The sequence below is a fragment of the Nitratireductor sp. ATLC21 genome (assembly GCF_057196525.1).
Window position 1 is genome coordinate 950,545 of sequence record NZ_JBXUOU010000002.1, and the last position, 16,998, is coordinate 967,542.

General features: G+C 58.0%; 14 protein-coding genes. 10 read left to right on the forward strand and 4 right to left on the reverse strand.

Annotation, left to right across the window (positions count from 1 at the left end):
• Positions 1-437: 437 nt before the first annotated feature.
• The 3 genes from phnE to AC2CHD_RS12125 form a co-directional block, all read right to left on the reverse strand.
• On the reverse strand, positions 438-1,238 hold the full coding sequence (gene phnE, locus AC2CHD_RS12115) for a phosphonate ABC transporter, permease protein PhnE (protein ID WP_484553887.1): 801 nt from the start codon (positions 1,236-1,238) through the stop codon (positions 438-440).
• Positions 1,231-1,974, reverse strand: a complete 744-nt coding sequence (locus tag AC2CHD_RS12120; RefSeq protein ID WP_484553888.1) for a phosphonate ABC transporter ATP-binding protein — start codon at positions 1,972-1,974, stop codon at positions 1,231-1,233. The genes phnE and AC2CHD_RS12120 overlap by 8 nt, the downstream gene beginning before the upstream one ends.
• 100 nt (positions 1,975-2,074) lie before the next feature.
• A complete protein-coding gene (locus AC2CHD_RS12125; protein ID WP_484553889.1) occupies positions 2,075-2,926 on the reverse strand; it encodes a PhnD/SsuA/transferrin family substrate-binding protein in 852 nt (283 codons plus the stop codon).
• Positions 2,927-3,023: 97 nt separating this feature from the next.
• Between AC2CHD_RS12125 and AC2CHD_RS12130 the strand changes: the two genes are divergently transcribed.
• The 6 genes from AC2CHD_RS12130 (at position 3,024) to AC2CHD_RS12155 (ending at position 10,342) form a co-directional block, all read left to right on the forward strand.
• Positions 3,024-4,148, forward strand: coding sequence for an alpha-D-ribose 1-methylphosphonate 5-triphosphate diphosphatase (locus AC2CHD_RS12130; RefSeq protein ID WP_484553890.1), 1,125 nt, complete (start codon positions 3,024-3,026; stop codon positions 4,146-4,148).
• Positions 4,141-4,935 (forward strand): GntR family transcriptional regulator, encoded by a 795-nt coding sequence (locus AC2CHD_RS12135; protein ID WP_484553891.1) that lies wholly within the window; start codon positions 4,141-4,143, stop codon positions 4,933-4,935. The genes AC2CHD_RS12130 and AC2CHD_RS12135 overlap by 8 nt, the downstream gene beginning before the upstream one ends.
• A 406-nt stretch (positions 4,936-5,341) precedes the next feature.
• Positions 5,342-7,093, forward strand: coding sequence for a thiamine pyrophosphate-binding protein (locus AC2CHD_RS12140; RefSeq protein WP_484553892.1), 1,752 nt, complete (start codon positions 5,342-5,344; stop codon positions 7,091-7,093).
• A gap of 12 nt (positions 7,094-7,105) precedes the next feature.
• Positions 7,106-7,957 carry an NAD(P)-dependent oxidoreductase gene (locus AC2CHD_RS12145; RefSeq protein WP_484553893.1) on the forward strand — a complete coding sequence of 284 codons (852 nt, stop codon included), beginning with the start codon at positions 7,106-7,108 and terminating at the stop codon, positions 7,955-7,957.
• Positions 7,958-8,266: 309 nt separating this feature from the next.
• Positions 8,267-9,292, forward strand: a complete 1,026-nt coding sequence (locus AC2CHD_RS12150) for a Bug family tripartite tricarboxylate transporter substrate binding protein (RefSeq protein WP_484553894.1) — start codon at positions 8,267-8,269, stop codon at positions 9,290-9,292.
• Between the two features lie 60 nt (positions 9,293-9,352).
• Positions 9,353-10,342 carry an ABC transporter substrate-binding protein gene (locus AC2CHD_RS12155; protein ID WP_229447688.1) on the forward strand — a complete coding sequence of 330 codons (990 nt, stop codon included), beginning with the start codon at positions 9,353-9,355 and terminating at the stop codon, positions 10,340-10,342.
• Positions 10,343-10,423: 81 nt separating this feature from the next.
• Here the strand turns inward: AC2CHD_RS12155 and AC2CHD_RS12160 are convergent, their stop codons facing one another.
• Complete coding sequence (locus AC2CHD_RS12160; protein WP_484553895.1) at positions 10,424-12,064, reverse strand: FAD-dependent monooxygenase; 1,641 nt, start codon at positions 12,062-12,064, stop codon at positions 10,424-10,426.
• 244 nt (positions 12,065-12,308) lie between these two features.
• Between AC2CHD_RS12160 and AC2CHD_RS12165 the strand changes: the two genes are divergently transcribed.
• The 4 genes from AC2CHD_RS12165 (at position 12,309) to AC2CHD_RS12180 (ending at position 16,936) form a co-directional block, all read left to right on the forward strand.
• Entirely contained in the window at positions 12,309-13,046 is a 738-nt protein-coding gene (locus tag AC2CHD_RS12165) for an IclR family transcriptional regulator (RefSeq protein ID WP_229447686.1), read from the forward strand.
• Between the two features lie 227 nt (positions 13,047-13,273).
• Positions 13,274-14,017 (forward strand): class II aldolase/adducin family protein, encoded by a 744-nt coding sequence (locus AC2CHD_RS12170; protein WP_484553896.1) that lies wholly within the window; start codon positions 13,274-13,276, stop codon positions 14,015-14,017.
• Positions 14,017-15,819, forward strand: a complete 1,803-nt coding sequence (locus AC2CHD_RS12175; RefSeq protein ID WP_484553897.1) for a thiamine pyrophosphate-binding protein — start codon at positions 14,017-14,019, stop codon at positions 15,817-15,819. The genes AC2CHD_RS12170 and AC2CHD_RS12175 overlap by 1 nt, the downstream gene beginning before the upstream one ends.
• 43 nt (positions 15,820-15,862) lie before the next feature.
• Positions 15,863-16,936: a Bug family tripartite tricarboxylate transporter substrate binding protein gene (locus tag AC2CHD_RS12180; RefSeq protein ID WP_229447683.1), complete on the forward strand. Its 1,074-nt coding sequence runs from the start codon at positions 15,863-15,865 to the stop codon at positions 16,934-16,936.
• Positions 16,937-16,998: the final 62 nt, after the last annotated feature.

Below are 16,998 nucleotides of genomic sequence, written 5' to 3' on the forward strand. Positions count from 1 at the left end.
ATGCCCTGAAAGCAGGGCGGTTTTTGGTCTCGCTCCAACATAGATAGTAACAGCGCTCGCTTCAGGTGGCCTCTTCGGCTTCGGCGAAGAGTTGCACCAGGCGCCCGTTGGCGATGTCGGGCGCAGCATAGATGTGAGGCAACCACACCACGCCATGTCCATCGAGCGCAGCAGGCCAAAATCCTTGTTTTCGAACAGAATGCTGTTAACGGCTTCTTCGTGCGACGGTCGATAGATGCAGATAGTCTGCGGATTTTCTTTGATCAGGTGTGTTCCTGAAAACTCAGTATAATCAAGATGCTAGGTTCTTGACGGTACCAATCACGGTGCACTGGTATGAAAGTTTTGTTTTCCAAAATTATATCAGATACTTAGGATGAGTAAGAATAATCGAGTGGGAGTAATGGGTAGCAGCAGAAGCTCATCGCCATTTGATCTTACTGGATGCGTGCGCGCAGCCGGTCGGTGATGAATTCCATCGCAAGCACGATCGCAAAGATCACCAGAATGATGGTCGACGCATTGCGATACTGGAAGAGATCAAACGCGACCTTCAGTTCCTGGCCAATCCCGCCGGCACCGACCAATCCGAGCACCACGGATGAGCGAACGGCTTTTTCGAGCGCGAAGAGCGCCGAGTTCGTGAGCGAGGGCGCGACATCGGGCAACACGGCGCCGAGAAGGATGGAACCGCGTCCTGCGCCGATGGCTGCCAGCGCCTCCTGGGGCTCTTTCTCCGCATCCTCCATGGCTTCCGCAAAGAACCGGCCGCAAAACCCGATTGTGTCGACGACGATTGTCATCGTCCCGGCGACGGCGCCCAGTCCGACCGTTGCCACGAAAAGCAGCGCCCAGACAAGATCGGGCACGGTGCGCAGCAGCGAGGTCAGCATCTTGAACACATAGTGGCCCCGTCCGAGCGGAGAAACGCCGCGCGCTGCAAGCCAGCCGACAGGCAGGCTGATGGCAATACCGATGGCCGCGCCGACCAAAGCGATCTGAAAGGTCTCGAGAATGCGCACGGCAATCCGCCAGAGGAAGTCCGGCTCGAGGTTTGGCGGCATCATCCGGCCCATCAGATTGACCATGCCCGGCGCGCCCGCGGCGAGCTGCCCGGGCGAAGGGGCGACCTGTCCCATGGAGCCAAGGATCACAGCCGCGAGCGTGACGAGAACCACAAAATGGAGGGGTGTGATCCCCGAAAGGCGGCTGGGAACCATGTGCCTGTGTTCAGCCATCGAACGTGTCTTTCAGATCGCTTTGCGAAACCTTGTCGCTCGCCTTGTCGAAGAGAATGCGTCCGTTTCGCAGAGCCACAACCCGGCTCGAATAGGTCAGCGCATGCTCCATGTCGTGCGAGGTGAAAAGCAGTGTGATGTCATGTGAGGAGCACAGCCCGGTAAACAGCTCCATCACGTTTTTCCCGGACAATGGATCAAGGCTCGCAGCCGGCTCGTCGGCAATGAGAAGGCGAGGGCGGCGCACCAGAGCGCGCGCAATTGCGACACGCTGCTGTTGCCCGCCGGAAAGTGTGTCGGCGCGGCTCAGTGCGCGGTCGGAAAGGCGAACCTCTTCCAGCGCCTCCATGGCGCGCTTGCGCCAGGCGGCAGGCGCCAGTCCATGCGCATGGGCACGCCAGCTACCGGCGTCGCCGAAGAAGCCATGAACAACGTTCGAGAGGACCGTCCTTCGGCGAACAAGGCAATGTTTTTGGAACACAAACCCTGTTTGAAGACGGACATGGCGCCGCGCTGCCGTGTGTCGTCCAGCCGTCAGATCGTGCCCCATTGTGGCCAGGGAGCCCCCCGATATGTCGTGGAGACCGATCAGACAGCGCAAAAGGGTGGATTTGCCGCAGCCATTCGCGCCGATCAGCGCCACGCGCTCGCCAGCGGCGATCTTGAGGTCCACCCCTTTGAGCACCTCAGGACGGTTTTCGTAGGACTTGCGCAGGCTCCTGGCATCGACAACCATCGCGCTTTTCCCGCCTTGACCGGATGCGTCCGGCATCGGCGGGCACACCCGTGCCGGAATCCCCGGCTGGGGTTCCTGCACGGGGCGCTCAAGAAGAGCTTCACTCGCCGACGAAGGCATTGCTGTCGACACCGATCGTGGCATACATGGACCGGACGTAGTCGTAGTCGCTGTCACTCACCTCGTTGAGGAAGAAGCCGCCCTTGTACTTCTGGTTGTCGTCGCCTTTGAGGACTGCAGCCATGAGCTTGTCGGACTGTTCCACAAACGCCTTTTTGATAGCCGCAATCGCTTCGGGGTCGGCATCCTTCCGCGCCACAAGCACATCATTGGGCAGGTCGCGTCCACGCGCGATGACGGTGAAGGACTGGTCGGGGAAAGCTTCGCGGATGGAGGAAAGATGCCCCTCGTTCATCCCGATGGCCTGCACATCCCCGCGTATCAGAGCTTCCGCTGCCACATTGCGGGAAATGATCTGGGGCTTGTAGTCCGAGCCGTATGCCAGCCCGAAATCAGCCAGAACCTGCGCCGGCCCGAGATGCTGGGATGTGGACCCAACGGAACCGAATGTGACCGTCTTGCCCTTGAGATCCTGAACGGTCTTGATGGGCCCTGAAGACATGACGACGATCTGCGCATAATAATTGGGGCGCTGCCAGGCCGTGACGATCTCCGCGTCCGTCAGGCCGTCGATGACGACATATTCAGCCGGCCCCGTTAGAACCAGATCGACCTGGCCCTGCTTCAACGCCTCGACGGCGGCGGTGCGGGAACTGACCGGCAGCAATTCAATGTCCTGTCCTGAGGCCGCCTCGAGAGCCTCCTCGAAGGGTGCAAACTCCTGCTGAAGTGCTTCCAGACCCTCAATATCGGTTACCGCGAATTTGAGGGGGGCGGCCTGAACGGCCCCGGCGAACACCAGAGCGACGGCGGTGGCAAGTGAGCGGATCATCTTCTCTCCAAGGATTGCTGTATACACAGGGATGTCACACACCGCGTTCATAGAGGATGCCCATAACACTTTCGTGACGAACAGAGCGGTATCCGACATGATGGACGAATGGACGATCTCAGGTGGCGAGGTCCTGACTGAAGAAGGTTTTGCAGTGCGGAGCCTGAACCTGGCCGAGGGGATCATTCAGCGGGAAAGCGGCGAGGCAACACGAGCTATAGACGCATCGGGAGCCTGGGTGCTGCCCGGGATCATCGATGTTCATGGCGATGCTTTCGAGAGGATCATCGAACCGCGACCGGGTGTGAGATTTCCTGCGGGGGTGGCTTTTGCCGAAGCAGGCGCACAGCTTCTGGCGAATGGAATAACCACCGCCTATCACGGTCTCACCGTGTCGTGGGAACCGGGCCTGCGCAGCATCGAGTGCGCACGCGAGCTCGTTTCTGCGCATCGTGAATATGCGCCCGGCCTTGCCACCGACACACGTTTGAACATCCGCTGGGAAACGTTCGCCGTCGACCACGTGGACGAGGTTCTGGCATGGCTGCAGAATGGAGCGGGTGATATCTTGTCGGTCAATGACCATACGACTGCCAACCGCGCGTTGGAAATCGGTGCGCCGAAACTGGAGCGGATGGCTGCGCGCATGGGCATGTCCTCGCGGCAGGTTAAGGGCCTCATCGACGATGTGTGGGCGCGGCGCAGTGAAGTGCCGCCCGCGATCAGGCGCATTTGCGAGGGTGCGCTTCAGCACGATGTGCCCGTTTTCGCCCATGACGAGGAGACCGTGGAAGACAGGATCGAGGCGCGCGGCAAGGGCGTCAGCGTGTCCGAATTCCCGCTGACCGAGGCGGCGGCCGCGGCCGCACGCTCAGCCGGGGAGCATGTGGTGATGGGGGCGCCCAATGTGGTGCGAGGCGGTAGTCATAATGGCGCAATGTGCGCCACCGGAGCGGTGCGCTCGGGGCACTGTTCCATACTTGCTTCCGACTATTACTACCCTGCTCAACGCCATGCTGCGTTCCGGCTCGTGGATGAGGGTGTGCTGCCACTGGAAGAGGCTTGGAAAATCGTATCGAGCAACCCCGCGGAAGCTGTTGGTCTGACTGATCGCGGTCGAATATCCCCGGGCCTGCGGGCCGATCTGCTTGTCATCGACCAAAGGACGCGCGACATTCGTGCCGTGTTTGTTGCAGGCAGAAAGGTTTTCGAGCGTGGCTGAATTGTTGGCGGGCGATCTGGTGAAGGCAGAAAACCCGGAACTTGCAGCGCTCGCGGCCAGGCCCTACGCACCGAGATCGGCCCGCCCCATATGGCTGCAGATCTATGACCGCCTTGCGGATGCCATTCGGCAGGAGCTGGTGTCCCCCGGCTCGCGCTTGCCCGGCGAGGTGTATCTCGCCGATCTTTTCGGCGTGAGCAGGATCACCATGCGGCGCGCGCTGGCACTGCATCAGAACGAAGGTCTTCTACAGGCGCGCAAGGGTGTGGGTATTTTTGTGCGGCAGCGTCCACGCCGTTTTCTCATCCGCAACGACATGCAGTTTGCCGAATCGCTGCTCGTCGATGGGGGAAGCATCTCCTCAAAAAACCTGTGGCTAGGGCGGGGCAGGGCCAGTGCGGAGGCTGCGGATCTCTTCGCAATCGCACCTGGTGAGCCGGTGATATTTCTCCATCGCCTCCGACAGCTGGACGGTGCGCCGATCTATGTGTCGCGCAAGGAGTTTCCGATCTCCCGTTTTCCCGATTTCGAAGAGCGCTACCATGAAAACGGATCGGTTCGTGCAGTCTTCCGCAACGCCGGAATAAAGAACTATCGCCGCTCCGAAACACGCGTTCTTGGTGGGTTTGCCAGCAAGGAAGAGGCGGAAATTCTTGAGATTTCACCGCAGACCCCGGTCCAATACGTCACTTCGATCAACCGCGATGCCTCTGGAAAAGTGATAGAATTCAATCGCGGTTGCTGGCCCATGGCGAGTGTGGAATTGGTTTTTGCGATCAATGATTGATTGCAGCTGCATGAAGCATATGGCGGTGCGTGGGCAGGCGACCGACGAGATTTCCATCGGCGTTGAATGTGGCAAACAAGCTTGGGACTCGCCCAATCCCGCAACGGCCCGTCGCCTTGTTGGTGCACCGAGAGTGCTGATGGACACCGGTTTCAAGGCTAACCAGTCGAGGTGTATTCGCCTGGCCTCAAAGCTGTAGAAGTTCAGTATAAAATCTCATTTTCTGCGATAAGCAATCGGTCCGTGCGGAGCGGATAGTCGCTGATTTTTTCTCAAAATTCATCGACTGGTACGGCGGAACCAGAGGATAAGAGAGATAATTATCTCATAAAACGGGATTGTTTTTGACTTACGGCCCTCTCTTTTGTATTGCGGTTGTCCGTAACTGAAGGAAGTGGAGGGTGGCATGTCGGATGAAGGGGCATACAAGGGGTACAATTCCGACGTTATCGTCGATTTGATCAAACGTTATGAATTTCCCTTCATCACCATGAATCCGGGAGCGAGCTTCAGGGGTCTGCACGATTCTCTGATCAATTACGGAAACAATGAACCTCCCATGATGCTGTGCCAGCACGAGGAAACAGCTGTTCAGATTGCGCACGGCTATGCCAAGGCAACGAACGAGCCGATGGCGGTTATCCTTCACAATCTCGTCGGATTGCTGCACTCGAATATGGCGATCTACTACGCCTTCATCGACAGGGTGCCGATCTTCATCATGGGCGCGACGGGACCGATGCATGAAGGTGAGCGTCGCCCGATGATCGACTGGACTCACACAGCACTCGTTCAGGGCGATGCCGTTCGCCTCTATACCAAGTGGGATTACCAGCCCACGGCGATTGAGGGCGTGCCGGAATCCTTCGCGCGGGCCTATTCCATTATGACAACGCAGCCCCAGGGGCCCATCTATATGTGTTACGATGCGGCCATGCAGGAAGAGGAACTCAAAAGTCCCGTTGCTCTTCCGCCGCCGGACGCTGCCCGAACCCCAACTCCCATGATGCCGGATCCGCGCGCGCTTGAAGCGATCGCCGACAAGCTGGTGGCGGCTGAGCATCCTGTATTGATTGCTCAGTATGTGGGGCGTCAAAAGGGTGGGTTCGAAAACATGATCGCGCTCGCTGAAACAGTGGGTGCGCCCGTATGGGACGCGAAAAGCGCTCTAAACTTTCCCAACCGACATCCATTAAACGCCAGCTACGACAAATCCGTGTTCCGAAATGCAGATCTCATTGTCGGGCTCGATATGCGCGACTGGGAGAAGGAGACCTGCGAATATGTGATGACGGAACGCGCTGTACGCCCTCTTGCGCCGGACAGTTGCGAGTGGGTTGAAATTGGCATTGCCGAGGTGGGCATCTCGAAATGGTCGTTCGACTATGGGCGGATGCAGCATTGCTCCATTCGGGCTTTGGGCGACACCATATTGGGAATCCCTGAATTGACGCGCCTATGTGCACAGCGCATTGCGCGTGACCCGGCCGCGCAGGCACGAATTGCCGCGCGCAAAGAGAAGCAGGGAAGGCGTCAGCAGCAGCTTTGGAATGAATGGCAGGACAAGGCCAGGGAAAACTGGGATAGCTCTCCGGTAAGCCTTGGTCGCCTATCGCTGGAAATCTGGGATGCGATCAAGGATGAAGACTGGGTGCTTTCGGGTCATACCCTGAAAGAATGGGCGCGAAAGACCTGGACCTTCGACAAGCCGCATCAGCATCCCGGCACTGATCTGGGTACCGCCACCCAGATCGGGATTTCACTGGGCGTGGCCCTGGCGCACAAGGGAACGGGCCGTATTGTCGTCGACATTCAACCTGACGGCGACCTGATGTTCGACGCGGGGGCTCTGTGGGTTGCCGCAAAATACGAAATCCCCATCCTGATCGTGATGTTCAACAACCGTGCATACTACAATGACTGGGACCATCAGATTGCCGTGGCGCGCGACCGCAATACCGACGAAGCCAGGGCGCATATTGGTATGGATCTGTTCGGGCCCGACCCGGATTTCGGTGCGTTGGCGCGCTCCATGGGGATGTATGGCGAAGGCCCGATTGATGATCCTCAAGAAGTCGGTCCGGCAATCCGGCGCGCGCTTGCCGAGGTAAAAGCCGGCAGGCCAGCGCTTGTCGACATCATCACGCAGCATCGCTAGGGCTGGTCGACAATGAAACAAGCCGCCACCGGGAAGCAGACAACCATTGGCATCGTCGGGTTAGGGAAGATGGGGCGGCCTGTTGGCAGGCATCTCCTTGCGGCGGGTTACGCCGTGGTCGGATGCGACCCGGTCGAGGCGGCGCGCTCTGAGGCCGCCAAAGTCGGAATTACCGTACTCGACGGACCGGCGGCGGTGGGGCGGGTTGCCGACCTCGTCCTCATTCTCGTCGGGTTCGACAACGAAGTCGAGGCGGTTCTGTTCTCTGATGACGGTATTCTGGCGGGTGCGAAGGGCGAGGTCGATATAGCGATTGGATCGACCATATCCCCCAGCTATGCGTGGGAACTGGAGCAGCGTCTGGTGGGGAGCGGTGTTGGGTTGATTGACCTGCCTTCGGCGCGCGGCGAAGCGGCGTTGGAAACCGGGGATGTTCTGCTTTTCGGGGGTGGGGATACGGCGTTGTTCGAAAAATGGCGTCCTGCGTTCGAAACCTTCGCCAGCGATATTTTTCATCTCGGCGGATTTGGTGCCGGGCAGGTCGCGAAGATGGCCAACAATATGATCCTTTGGGCCTGCATGTCGGCCAATGACGAGGCGCTGCGTCTGGTGGAGAAAATGGGGGTGGATCCGCAGAAGGTGCGTGAAGCCCTCTGTCTCTCGAGCGCTCAAAATTGGTCTCTCACGACGCGAGCCGAAGAAAAGCCGATGCCCTGGTCGGAAAAGGACATGCGCATAGCGCTCGATGAAGCCGACCATGCGCGCATAAGCTTGCCCCTCGCCGGCACGGTCTCGGAAGTTATCAAGGGGTACAAAATCCGCAACGGCATTCCTATGCCTTCAATCAGGAAGGTGCGGGCGTAGGCGCACGGCGTGGCGGATAGATCAAGCGCGAACCCGCAGCATCTCTCGCGGCATAGAGGGCCGATCTCTCGATGGCGATGGCGCGAGATTATAAAAATCTTGTAATATGGAATTACGCTATTCTTTCGTTTCCGAAGAGCGCGCTCAAAAAAACAAAAATAAAACATATGTTTAACGGAAAAATTCCAGAAACTCACGCAGAATCCTAAGAATTCCTCCAAAGGGTTTAGATATCTATCTCGTATTATAGGATTAGTATATAGTGAGATCGTGATGGCCGAAGAGCCATGCAAGGAGGAGGAAAATCTATTGAAATCACTTCTATGTTCCGTTGCGCTCTCCCTGACGATCGGGGCGGTGGCAGCGCCGGCATTCTCACAAGAAGAAACCTTCGCGGGGGAGGAGGTAAAACTCTATATCGGGTTCGGTCCGGGCGGCGGCTATGATCTTTACGCCCGCTTGATCGCAAACCATCTGGGCAAGCATCTGCCTGGTGAGCCGAGCGTGATCCCCATGAATATGGAGGGCGCCGGCTCGATGCTGCTTACAAACTGGCTTTACAACGTGGCACCGAAAGATGGCACTGCCATCGCCACGATCAGCCGCGCCGTCCCTTTCTTCGCGTTGACCGGTCAGGACGACGGCTCGGTTCAGTTTGACGCGACCAAATTCAATTGGATTGGCAGCGCCAATGATGAAGTCAGCGTGTGTGTGGCCTGGGCTGAGTCCGGCATTGGAAGTCTCGATGATCTCATGACCAGAGGGATGGTTATGGGCGGAGACGGGCCAACCGCGGACGGGGAGCAATTTGCCCGTGTCATGAATGAGGTGATTGGAACGAAGATTGAGATCGTCAGTGGATATGGCGGCGGCGGCGCTATCAACCTGGCGATGGAGAATGGTGAGGTTGAAGGTCGTTGCGGCTGGTCGTGGTCAAGTGTCGTGGCATCGCAAAAGGAATGGCTGGACAGCGGGCGCATCAAGGTCCTCGTGCAAATGGGCAGCACAGCGCACCCGGACCTACCTGATGTACCGACCCTGTCCAGCCTCATAGAAACTCCTGAGGACAAAGCTCTGGTCAATCTTATTCTGGCCCGACAGGCACTTGGGCGCCCCTATCTTGCCCCGCCGGATGTTCCACAGGAGCGTATTCGTCTGCTACGCGACGCGTTCGAGGCGACCTTGTCTGACCCGGATTTCGTCAAGGAAGCAGAACAAGCCGGGCTTGAACTCAACTATCTGAACGGTGAGAAGATACAGTCCATCGTGGAGGATGTTTATGCCAACACAACCGAGGCGCTTGCTGCGCGGGTGAAGGGAATTCTCACTCCGTGATTCCAGTTTCCGGCCCCGCAGCAATCGGGTGGGGCCGGGATGTCGTTTGAAAGTTAGCGAATGTCCAAGAATTTACATCTCACCCTGGCCTGCGGCGATTATGAAATCATCAGACCATTGCGCGAGGGGCTGGTGAAGGCGGATGGCATCGATCTCACCTTCATCACGAATATGGATTCGACCACACGCCACTGGCGGTTTCTGCGAAACAGAGAATTCGACGTCGCAGAAGTCTCTGCCTCGGGCTACATCGCAGCAAAGGCTGCTGGGCAGGACCTTGAAGCCATTCCCGTTTTTCTCCATAGGCGGTTTCGGCACGGTTTTATCTTCACGAACAGCGCCTCGGGCATCAGGAAGCCAAAGGATCTAATTGGCCGCAAGGTTGGCGTGAAATCCTATATTGTCACCGCGACGCTGTGGTTGCGCGGGATTCTGGAGGAACATTATGGTGTTCCTCACCAGTCGATCGATTGGTATTCGCAGCTCGATGAAGACGTGGATCTTTCCCTGCCGTCTGGCTTGAAACTGTCCAAGATCAGCGAGGGAAAAAACATCGAAGACATGCTCGCCGAGGGCGAGATCGATGCCTTGCTTCATCCCGATATCATCAAATCCATTCAGACCCACGACCCCCGTGTCGGCCGTTTGTTTAAGGATCACAAGGCCGAGGAAATTGCTTATTTTCAACGGACCGGAATTTTTCCGATCATGCACGTCACGGCGCTGAAGCGCGAGATTGTGCAGCGCCATCCCTGGGTGGCAATCAATCTCTATAAAGCGTTTGATGCGTCGCGGCGAATGGCGATGCAGCGCATGCTCAATCCGCGCATCGTGCCGCTGGCATGGTATCGCGAGGCATGGGAAGAGCAGGAAGCCATCCTTGGCGAAGACCCCTGGGCCTACGGCCTGGGTCCACAAAACCGCACCAATATCGAGACTTTGGCGCGTTACTCGTTCGAACAGGGACTGAGCAGTAGGCTGATGAAGGCTGAGGATCTGTTTTTACCCCTCGATGAGGGGCGTGGGCGCGGTGACGCCTCGCGATATTGAACTTCACCCACAATGAGATTGGTGAGGGAGATTGGCGAAGGCCCGGCGTGCGAATGCCGGGCTCTTCTTATGCCAATAATGTCAGGCGTGGTACCGCGCCATCTTGTCGACTGAGTGGCCTGTCGCAAGGGCGGCCAGTTTGGCTGGGTCAGAAGGTAGCGCCTCACCGCGCCACGCGATGTGAAGGTCCGGTCGGACGAGAAAATAGGAACTGCCATAGAGCTTTCGATAACGCTCATCGGGAAGGTCAACCACGGTGATGGGCGCCCCGATCTGGCGAAAGGCCTCGACCATTGCATCCACCGCGTCGTTGCCGGGTCCCATCCTTACGATTGCATAGGTCCTGCCAATCAGGTCGTTCACCGAGACATCGGGTTTGACCCAGATGTGGGGTAACCGGGTACCCGTCCAGGCCGAGGCTTCATACGTTCGGAACAAGTGTTCAGGACCGCCGGGTTCGTCCCATATAAGCGGACTATCCACATAGCGATAGCCGAGTTCGGCGCCGATCATTTCATTGGTCTTGCGCTGCTCGATGTCTGCCACCTCGGCCAGATTTTGTCGCAATACGGCGCCGTCGGGCGTGTCGTCATTGAAACCTGGCGCCCACTGGGCGCGCCATTTGCGCCGACCCAGCGATGCATAGCGCGAAGCGCCAATGTTGCGATCCCCGATCTGGCGGCGTTCGATTTCATAAGACTCCAGGAGTTTAGGACCTCCCCAGCCCCGCAGTGTGGCAGCAAGTTTCCATGACAGGTCGATGGCATCGCCCACGCCGGTGTTCATGCCCAATCCTCCCGTTGGGATGACCAGATGGGCTGCGTCACCTGCCAGGAACACACGGCCTTCGCCATACCGGTCGGCCAGAAGCAGGTTCTGTTTCCACTCGCCCACATAAAGCATTTCGTAGTCGATCGGCGCGCCAATGATTTTCTCGAACTGCCTTGCCATTGCGTCATCGTCCTCGACCACGGCGTGCAATGTCCAGTGTTTGGTGGAATCCTGCATGATCAAAAACGAGGCCTGATTGTCGGCGACGTGGTAGTGCCGCCCATGCCCGGGTCCGTCTCCCATAGGGATACGGTCAAACAACTCATCGCATCGATAGAGCGCCTGGCGCAACTTGAGAAGATTTCCTTCACCCCGCAGCGAAATATCGAGTGCTTTGCGAACCTGGCTCGATCCGCCGTCGCAGCCTGCCATGTAGCTGGAGTGGATGGTAGAACGGGAGCCGTCCGAACCAAGGACTGTGGTAGTCACGCCGGATTGATCCTGGACGAAGGATTCAAACGCCGTACCGTACATCACCTTGACGGAGGGGAGGGCTTCGGCAACGGATTTGAGCAGCGGCTCCAGAGTGTACTGGGAGACGAGTTGATAGGGCTCGGCCGGTTGAGACGTGTCCTCGCTGGCCTTGATCTCAGTCAAAGCCTTGTTGACAGAATCGTACTCTAACCTCAGCAGTGGCGGTTCCGTCATATTGGTAATGACAAAAACGTCCATCGGAACGTCGCCATCAAGGCCGGCCTTGCGGATCTGATCGGAGATGCCCAGGCGTCGATAGATTTCCATGGTGCGAGCGTTGCAGCGCTCCATCTTTGGAAGAAACTCCGGTGCTGCCTTCTTCTCGATGAGTATGCAGTCGATGCCTTGCTGCCCAAGGTCAATGGCCAAGGTCAGCCCCACTGGCCCTGCGCCAACGATAAGTACTTCGGTCTTCATGTTTCTACTCATCCCGATCATCCGTTTCCCGGTAATTAGCGGTCGAGTAAATGACAGTCAATAAAAATCTCATTTTATGGGATTAAAGATGATCCAAAAGGCTTGCGTCTGTTTCCTTTTGGGCTGCGTTCGGCTCAAGATTGATGCCTGTTTCGAAGTCGGGCTATAAGGACGAAGGGGAGGGGCGCCCGCATCAGGGCAGCTTTGCGCAGAGCCCTCCCCGAACTTTGGGATGGTGTCGATTATGCTCAGTCACGAACGAATGCTCAGTGTCCTTGATCTGTTTGATCTGGAGCGGCCGGAGTGGAGCTTTGATGAGATGCATGCGCAGTTGGGTTTTTCCCGATCGACGCTTTACCGCTATCTCAAGACCCTGACTGATGCCGGGTTTCTAACCACGTTTCCGGGGCGTGGGTATTCACTTGGCCCGCGCGTTATCGAGCTCGACTACCAGATTGTTGCTACAGATCCTTTGATACATGTGGCGCGTCCCGTCATGAATGAGCTTGTGCTCGGCTATTCTGGCGTCAGCCTTCTATGTCGCCGATACAAGCAGAAAGTGTTGTGTATTCATCAGGAAACCAGCACGGATCAGTTCCGGTCGACCTATGAGCGTGGCCGCGCGCGTCCGTTGTTGCAGGGCGCGGCTTCGCTGGCGGTGCTGGCGCATTTCTCCACCTATCAGCTCACAAAGCTTTATGATGAGCAGTCTGGTGAATTTGCGCTCGCCGGATTGGGGGATACGCTGCCCGAAGTTCGCGAAACGCTTAAGGGCATCAGGCAGCGCGGATGGGTCAAGACGACAGGTCAAGTCACCAAAGGGGTCACTGGTATCGCCGCGCCGATCTTTGATGGCAAAAAAGAAATCATTGGTAGCCTGAGCCTGACCCTGCCGGAAACGAGCATGCCTGCCGAACGCGAGGAAGCGATCGCCGAGCGTGTGGTTTTCTGCTCGCGTATCATCTCCAAATCGCTCGAATAGCGCAGGCTGGCAGTGATCTCATTTCCGGGCTGGATGTGCGATTCGCACGCAGCTCGTGCGTGTGTACACGCTGCATTTTGCGGGGTTCACTATCGAGTAAGATTTAAGGAAATTCGCATATTGTAGGATTATTTCGATAATTCTGTTGACTCCTCAGGCCTAGAAATTCTAGCCTTTGCAGCAATCAAGTTCCGGCGGTGGAGCGGATTTGCGGGAGGATGGCAGGCGTGTCGACATACGAGAATCTTTTGAGCGACATGGTCGCGGCCAACCGGATACTGGCGTCGCAGGGGGTGTGCGACGCCTTCGGCCATATCAGTGTGCGCCATCCCGACAATCCGAATGCCTACCTGCTTTCGAGAGCGCGTGCGCCCCAATTGGTCGAGCGCGAAGACATCATGGAGTTTGAGCTCGATGGAACGCCGATGCATGGTGATAGCCGCAAGCCGTTTTTGGAACGGTTCATTCATGGGGCGCTTTATACGGAACGCGCGGATGTTCATTGCGTCATTCACAGTCACTCCCGCAGTGTCATCCCCTTCACTGTAACGCAGGCAAAACTGCGCCCGTTGGTTCACAGCTGTGCGACCATCGGCCATGCGGTGCCGGTCTGGGACGCTCAGACCAGCTTTGGAGATACCAACCTGCTGATCTCCAACCAGGCTATGGGGCAGGATTTTGCTTCCGTGCTGGGCAAGGGAAACAGCGCTTTGATGCGCGGGCACGGTTCCACTGTGGTGGGCGCTTCGATCCGCGAAGCAGTGTATACGGCCGTCTATCTCGAGGTGAACGCGAGCCTTCAGATCGCCGCGTCCGCACTCGGTCCGATTACCTTCCTGACGGCCGGAGAGGTTGAAAAGGTCCAGTCCCGCTTGGCGGATGCCAAACCGGGTGAGGGCTATAACAGAGCCTGGGAGTATTGGTGTCACCAGGCAGGGGTCGAGCCGCGGCAACTGGACGGTGATGTCTGATGGTTGCCTCGACCACCGTGACCCAACTTGATGATATAGAGCGTCCTTCCGGCGCCGCCGCCGAGAAGGCGCAGTTTGGATCGGATGTCGTGGCTCAGACTCTCCGCGATGCGGGCATTGACTATGTCGCGCTCAATCCGGGGGCGAGCTTCCGTGGGCTGCATGACAGCCTGGTCAATTTTCTTGGTAACAGATCTCCGCAAATCCTCCTTTGCCTTCATGAGGAAAGTGCCGTGGGGCTCGCCCATGGATATGCCAAGGTGACCGGGCGGCCAATGGCGGCCGCGGTGCATTCGAACGTTGGGCTGATGCATGCCACCATGGCGATCTTCAATGCATGGTGCGACCGCATGCCTGTCTTGGTTCTTGGAGCCACGGGGCCCGTAGATGCCAGCAAGCGCCGTCCGTGGATCGACTGGATCCACACCGCCGCTGATCAGGGCGCGCTGGTCCGCAATTATGTCAAATGGGACAACCAGCCTGCTTCGGCTGCAGCCGCCCGGGAAGCCGTGTTGCGGGGTGCGTGGCTGTCGCAGAATGCGCCCATGGGGCCGGTCTATATCAATCTCGATGCGGAAATGCAGGAAAGCGAGATCGATGCCGAGCTGCCGTCAGTTGACGCCAGCCGTTATCTCAGTACTGCCCGGTCGGGCGTCGATCAGGAGACGGTCTCAGAGGTATGGGCATTGATCAGGAAGGCGCGGCGTCCGGTCGTTCTGGCAGGTCGTGTCTCCCGTGATGAGGTTAGCTGGCAAAGGCGAGTGGCTCTGGTGGAAGCCATGGGGGCCAAGGTGATTACCGACCTGAAGGTCGCCGCAGCCTTTCCCACCAGTCACGACGCGTATGCCGGCGATCTGCGTGGACGAAATGGCGCAGCGACGCTCGAGGTTCTCAAGGCCGCCGACCTGGTGATAGCCTTGGACTGGGTCGATTTGAATGGCACCTTGACAGCGGCCTTCGGTCCAGCGGGGCCGGAATGCACAGTTATTCATGTCGGGCTCGATCATCACAGCCACAATGGCTGGAGTATGGATCACCAGGCGCACCCACCTGCTGATCTGGTGGTCAGTACGGATCCGGATAGATTCACCGCGCTAATGATCGGCAGCGCAAAACTTTGCGGAACAAACGCAAAGCCCGCCCGTGCATGCGCCCCCGAGCTATCGGCGCAGGACGGAAAGCAACTGACTGTAGAAGCGATCGCTCGAACCCTCCTGCATTTTCTGGGAGGAAGGCAGAGCTGCCTGACACATGTGACTCTTTCCTGGGACGGCAGTTATTGGCCGTTCGACCATCCACTCGATTATCTCGGCTCGGATGGAGGAGGAGGTTTGGGGGCTGGTCCTGCCCACGCTGTGGGGGCGGCTCTTGCACTGCGGGACATGGGCGCAGACCGCCTCCCGGTCGCCATATGCGGTGATGGTGATTTCCTGATGGGGGTTACCGCCCTATGGACCGCGGTGCACTACAAAATCCCGCTGTTGATGATCGTCGCCAACAACCGCTCATTCTTCAACGATGAGGTTCACCAGGAAAAAGTCGCACGCATGCGGGGGCGCGATGTCTCGAACAAATGGATCGGCATGCGGATGGACGATCCGGAGATAGCCCTCGCTGATATGGCAAGGGCGCAGGGTTGCGCGGCCTTTGGGCCGGTCACGACCCAGGCGGAGCTCGAAAGCGCCATCACGCAGGCCATAGCAGCGGTCGAGGAGGGAAGGGTGGCGGTGGTCGAGGTGATTACCGACGCCAGCTATCCAGCCACTTTGGTCAATGCGCTTACAGGCACAACCAAAGGCTGAAATTTGGGAGGAGGCGCTTTTGCCAGAACAGGGAGAGAGAAAAATGAGAAACGAACGTTTGGGGATTTTGCAGCGCATCAGCAGGCGCGGGCTGTTGGCAGGCGCGCTGGCGCTGGGGCTTTCTGCGCTTTCTGCGACGCAGGCCGTACCCGTAGCAGCCCAGGAGACTGTGGAGGATTTCTACAGCGGTAAGACGGTCACCATCTATGTCGGTTTTGGGCCGGGCGGAGGCTACGATCTATATGCGCGGCTGGTGTCCGAATTCCTGGGGCGGCATATCCCAGGCAATCCCGAAGTGATCGTGGAAAATATGCCGGGCGCGGGCGGGCGGACTGCTATCCAGTTTCTCTATAATGTGGCCGCTCAGGATGGCACAGCGCTTAGCGTTCCCGTCCAGTCGATGGCGCTCGATAGCCTGCTCAATGTTCTGCCCGGCGATCTGGACGCGCGCAAATTCAACGCGATCGGCCGCATCACGCCTGAATACGAGCTGGGAATGATCTGGTCGAATGTTGGCATCACCACACTGGACGAGATCAAAGAGAAATCGGTCAGCTTCGCCTCCACGGGGGCCGGATCGGCTTCAAGTTTCGTTCCGCGCATGCTCAACGACATGGTGGGTACCAAATTTGAAGTTATTCAGGGCTATCAGGGCGCCAACGCAGCGATGATGGCGCTGGAGACGGGGGAGGTCGATGGTGCCATGCAGGGTATAGCCGGCATGAGCGCTTCACGTCCGACCTGGATACCCGAAGGTGTTGTGAACGTCGTCTGGCAGCTTGGCCTGACGCCGCATGAATTGCTGCCCGATGTTCCTGCGGTGGGGCAACTCGGTGAGAATGATCTGGACCGGCAGGCCCTGCGCCTCGTTGCCAGCGCCGCCGAAATCGGTCGGTCCGTCATTACCACGCCCAATGTGCCTGAAGATCGCGTTGAAGCGCTTCGTGCTGCCTTCAACGCAATGGTGTCCGATCCGGAGTTTCTTGCGGCAGCAAAGGAACGCAATCATTTGATTGATACGCTTACCGGCGAAGAGCTGCAGGCCAAGATCGAAGAGCAGATGAATTACCCGCAAGAGGTGATCGATCGCGTCAAGCCGTATGTGGTGGCGCAATAAACTGCTGCGGCGGGGCTCCAGGCGCCCCGCCGTTTTTTCAAGTCGAGGCGCGCCGGAGCCGC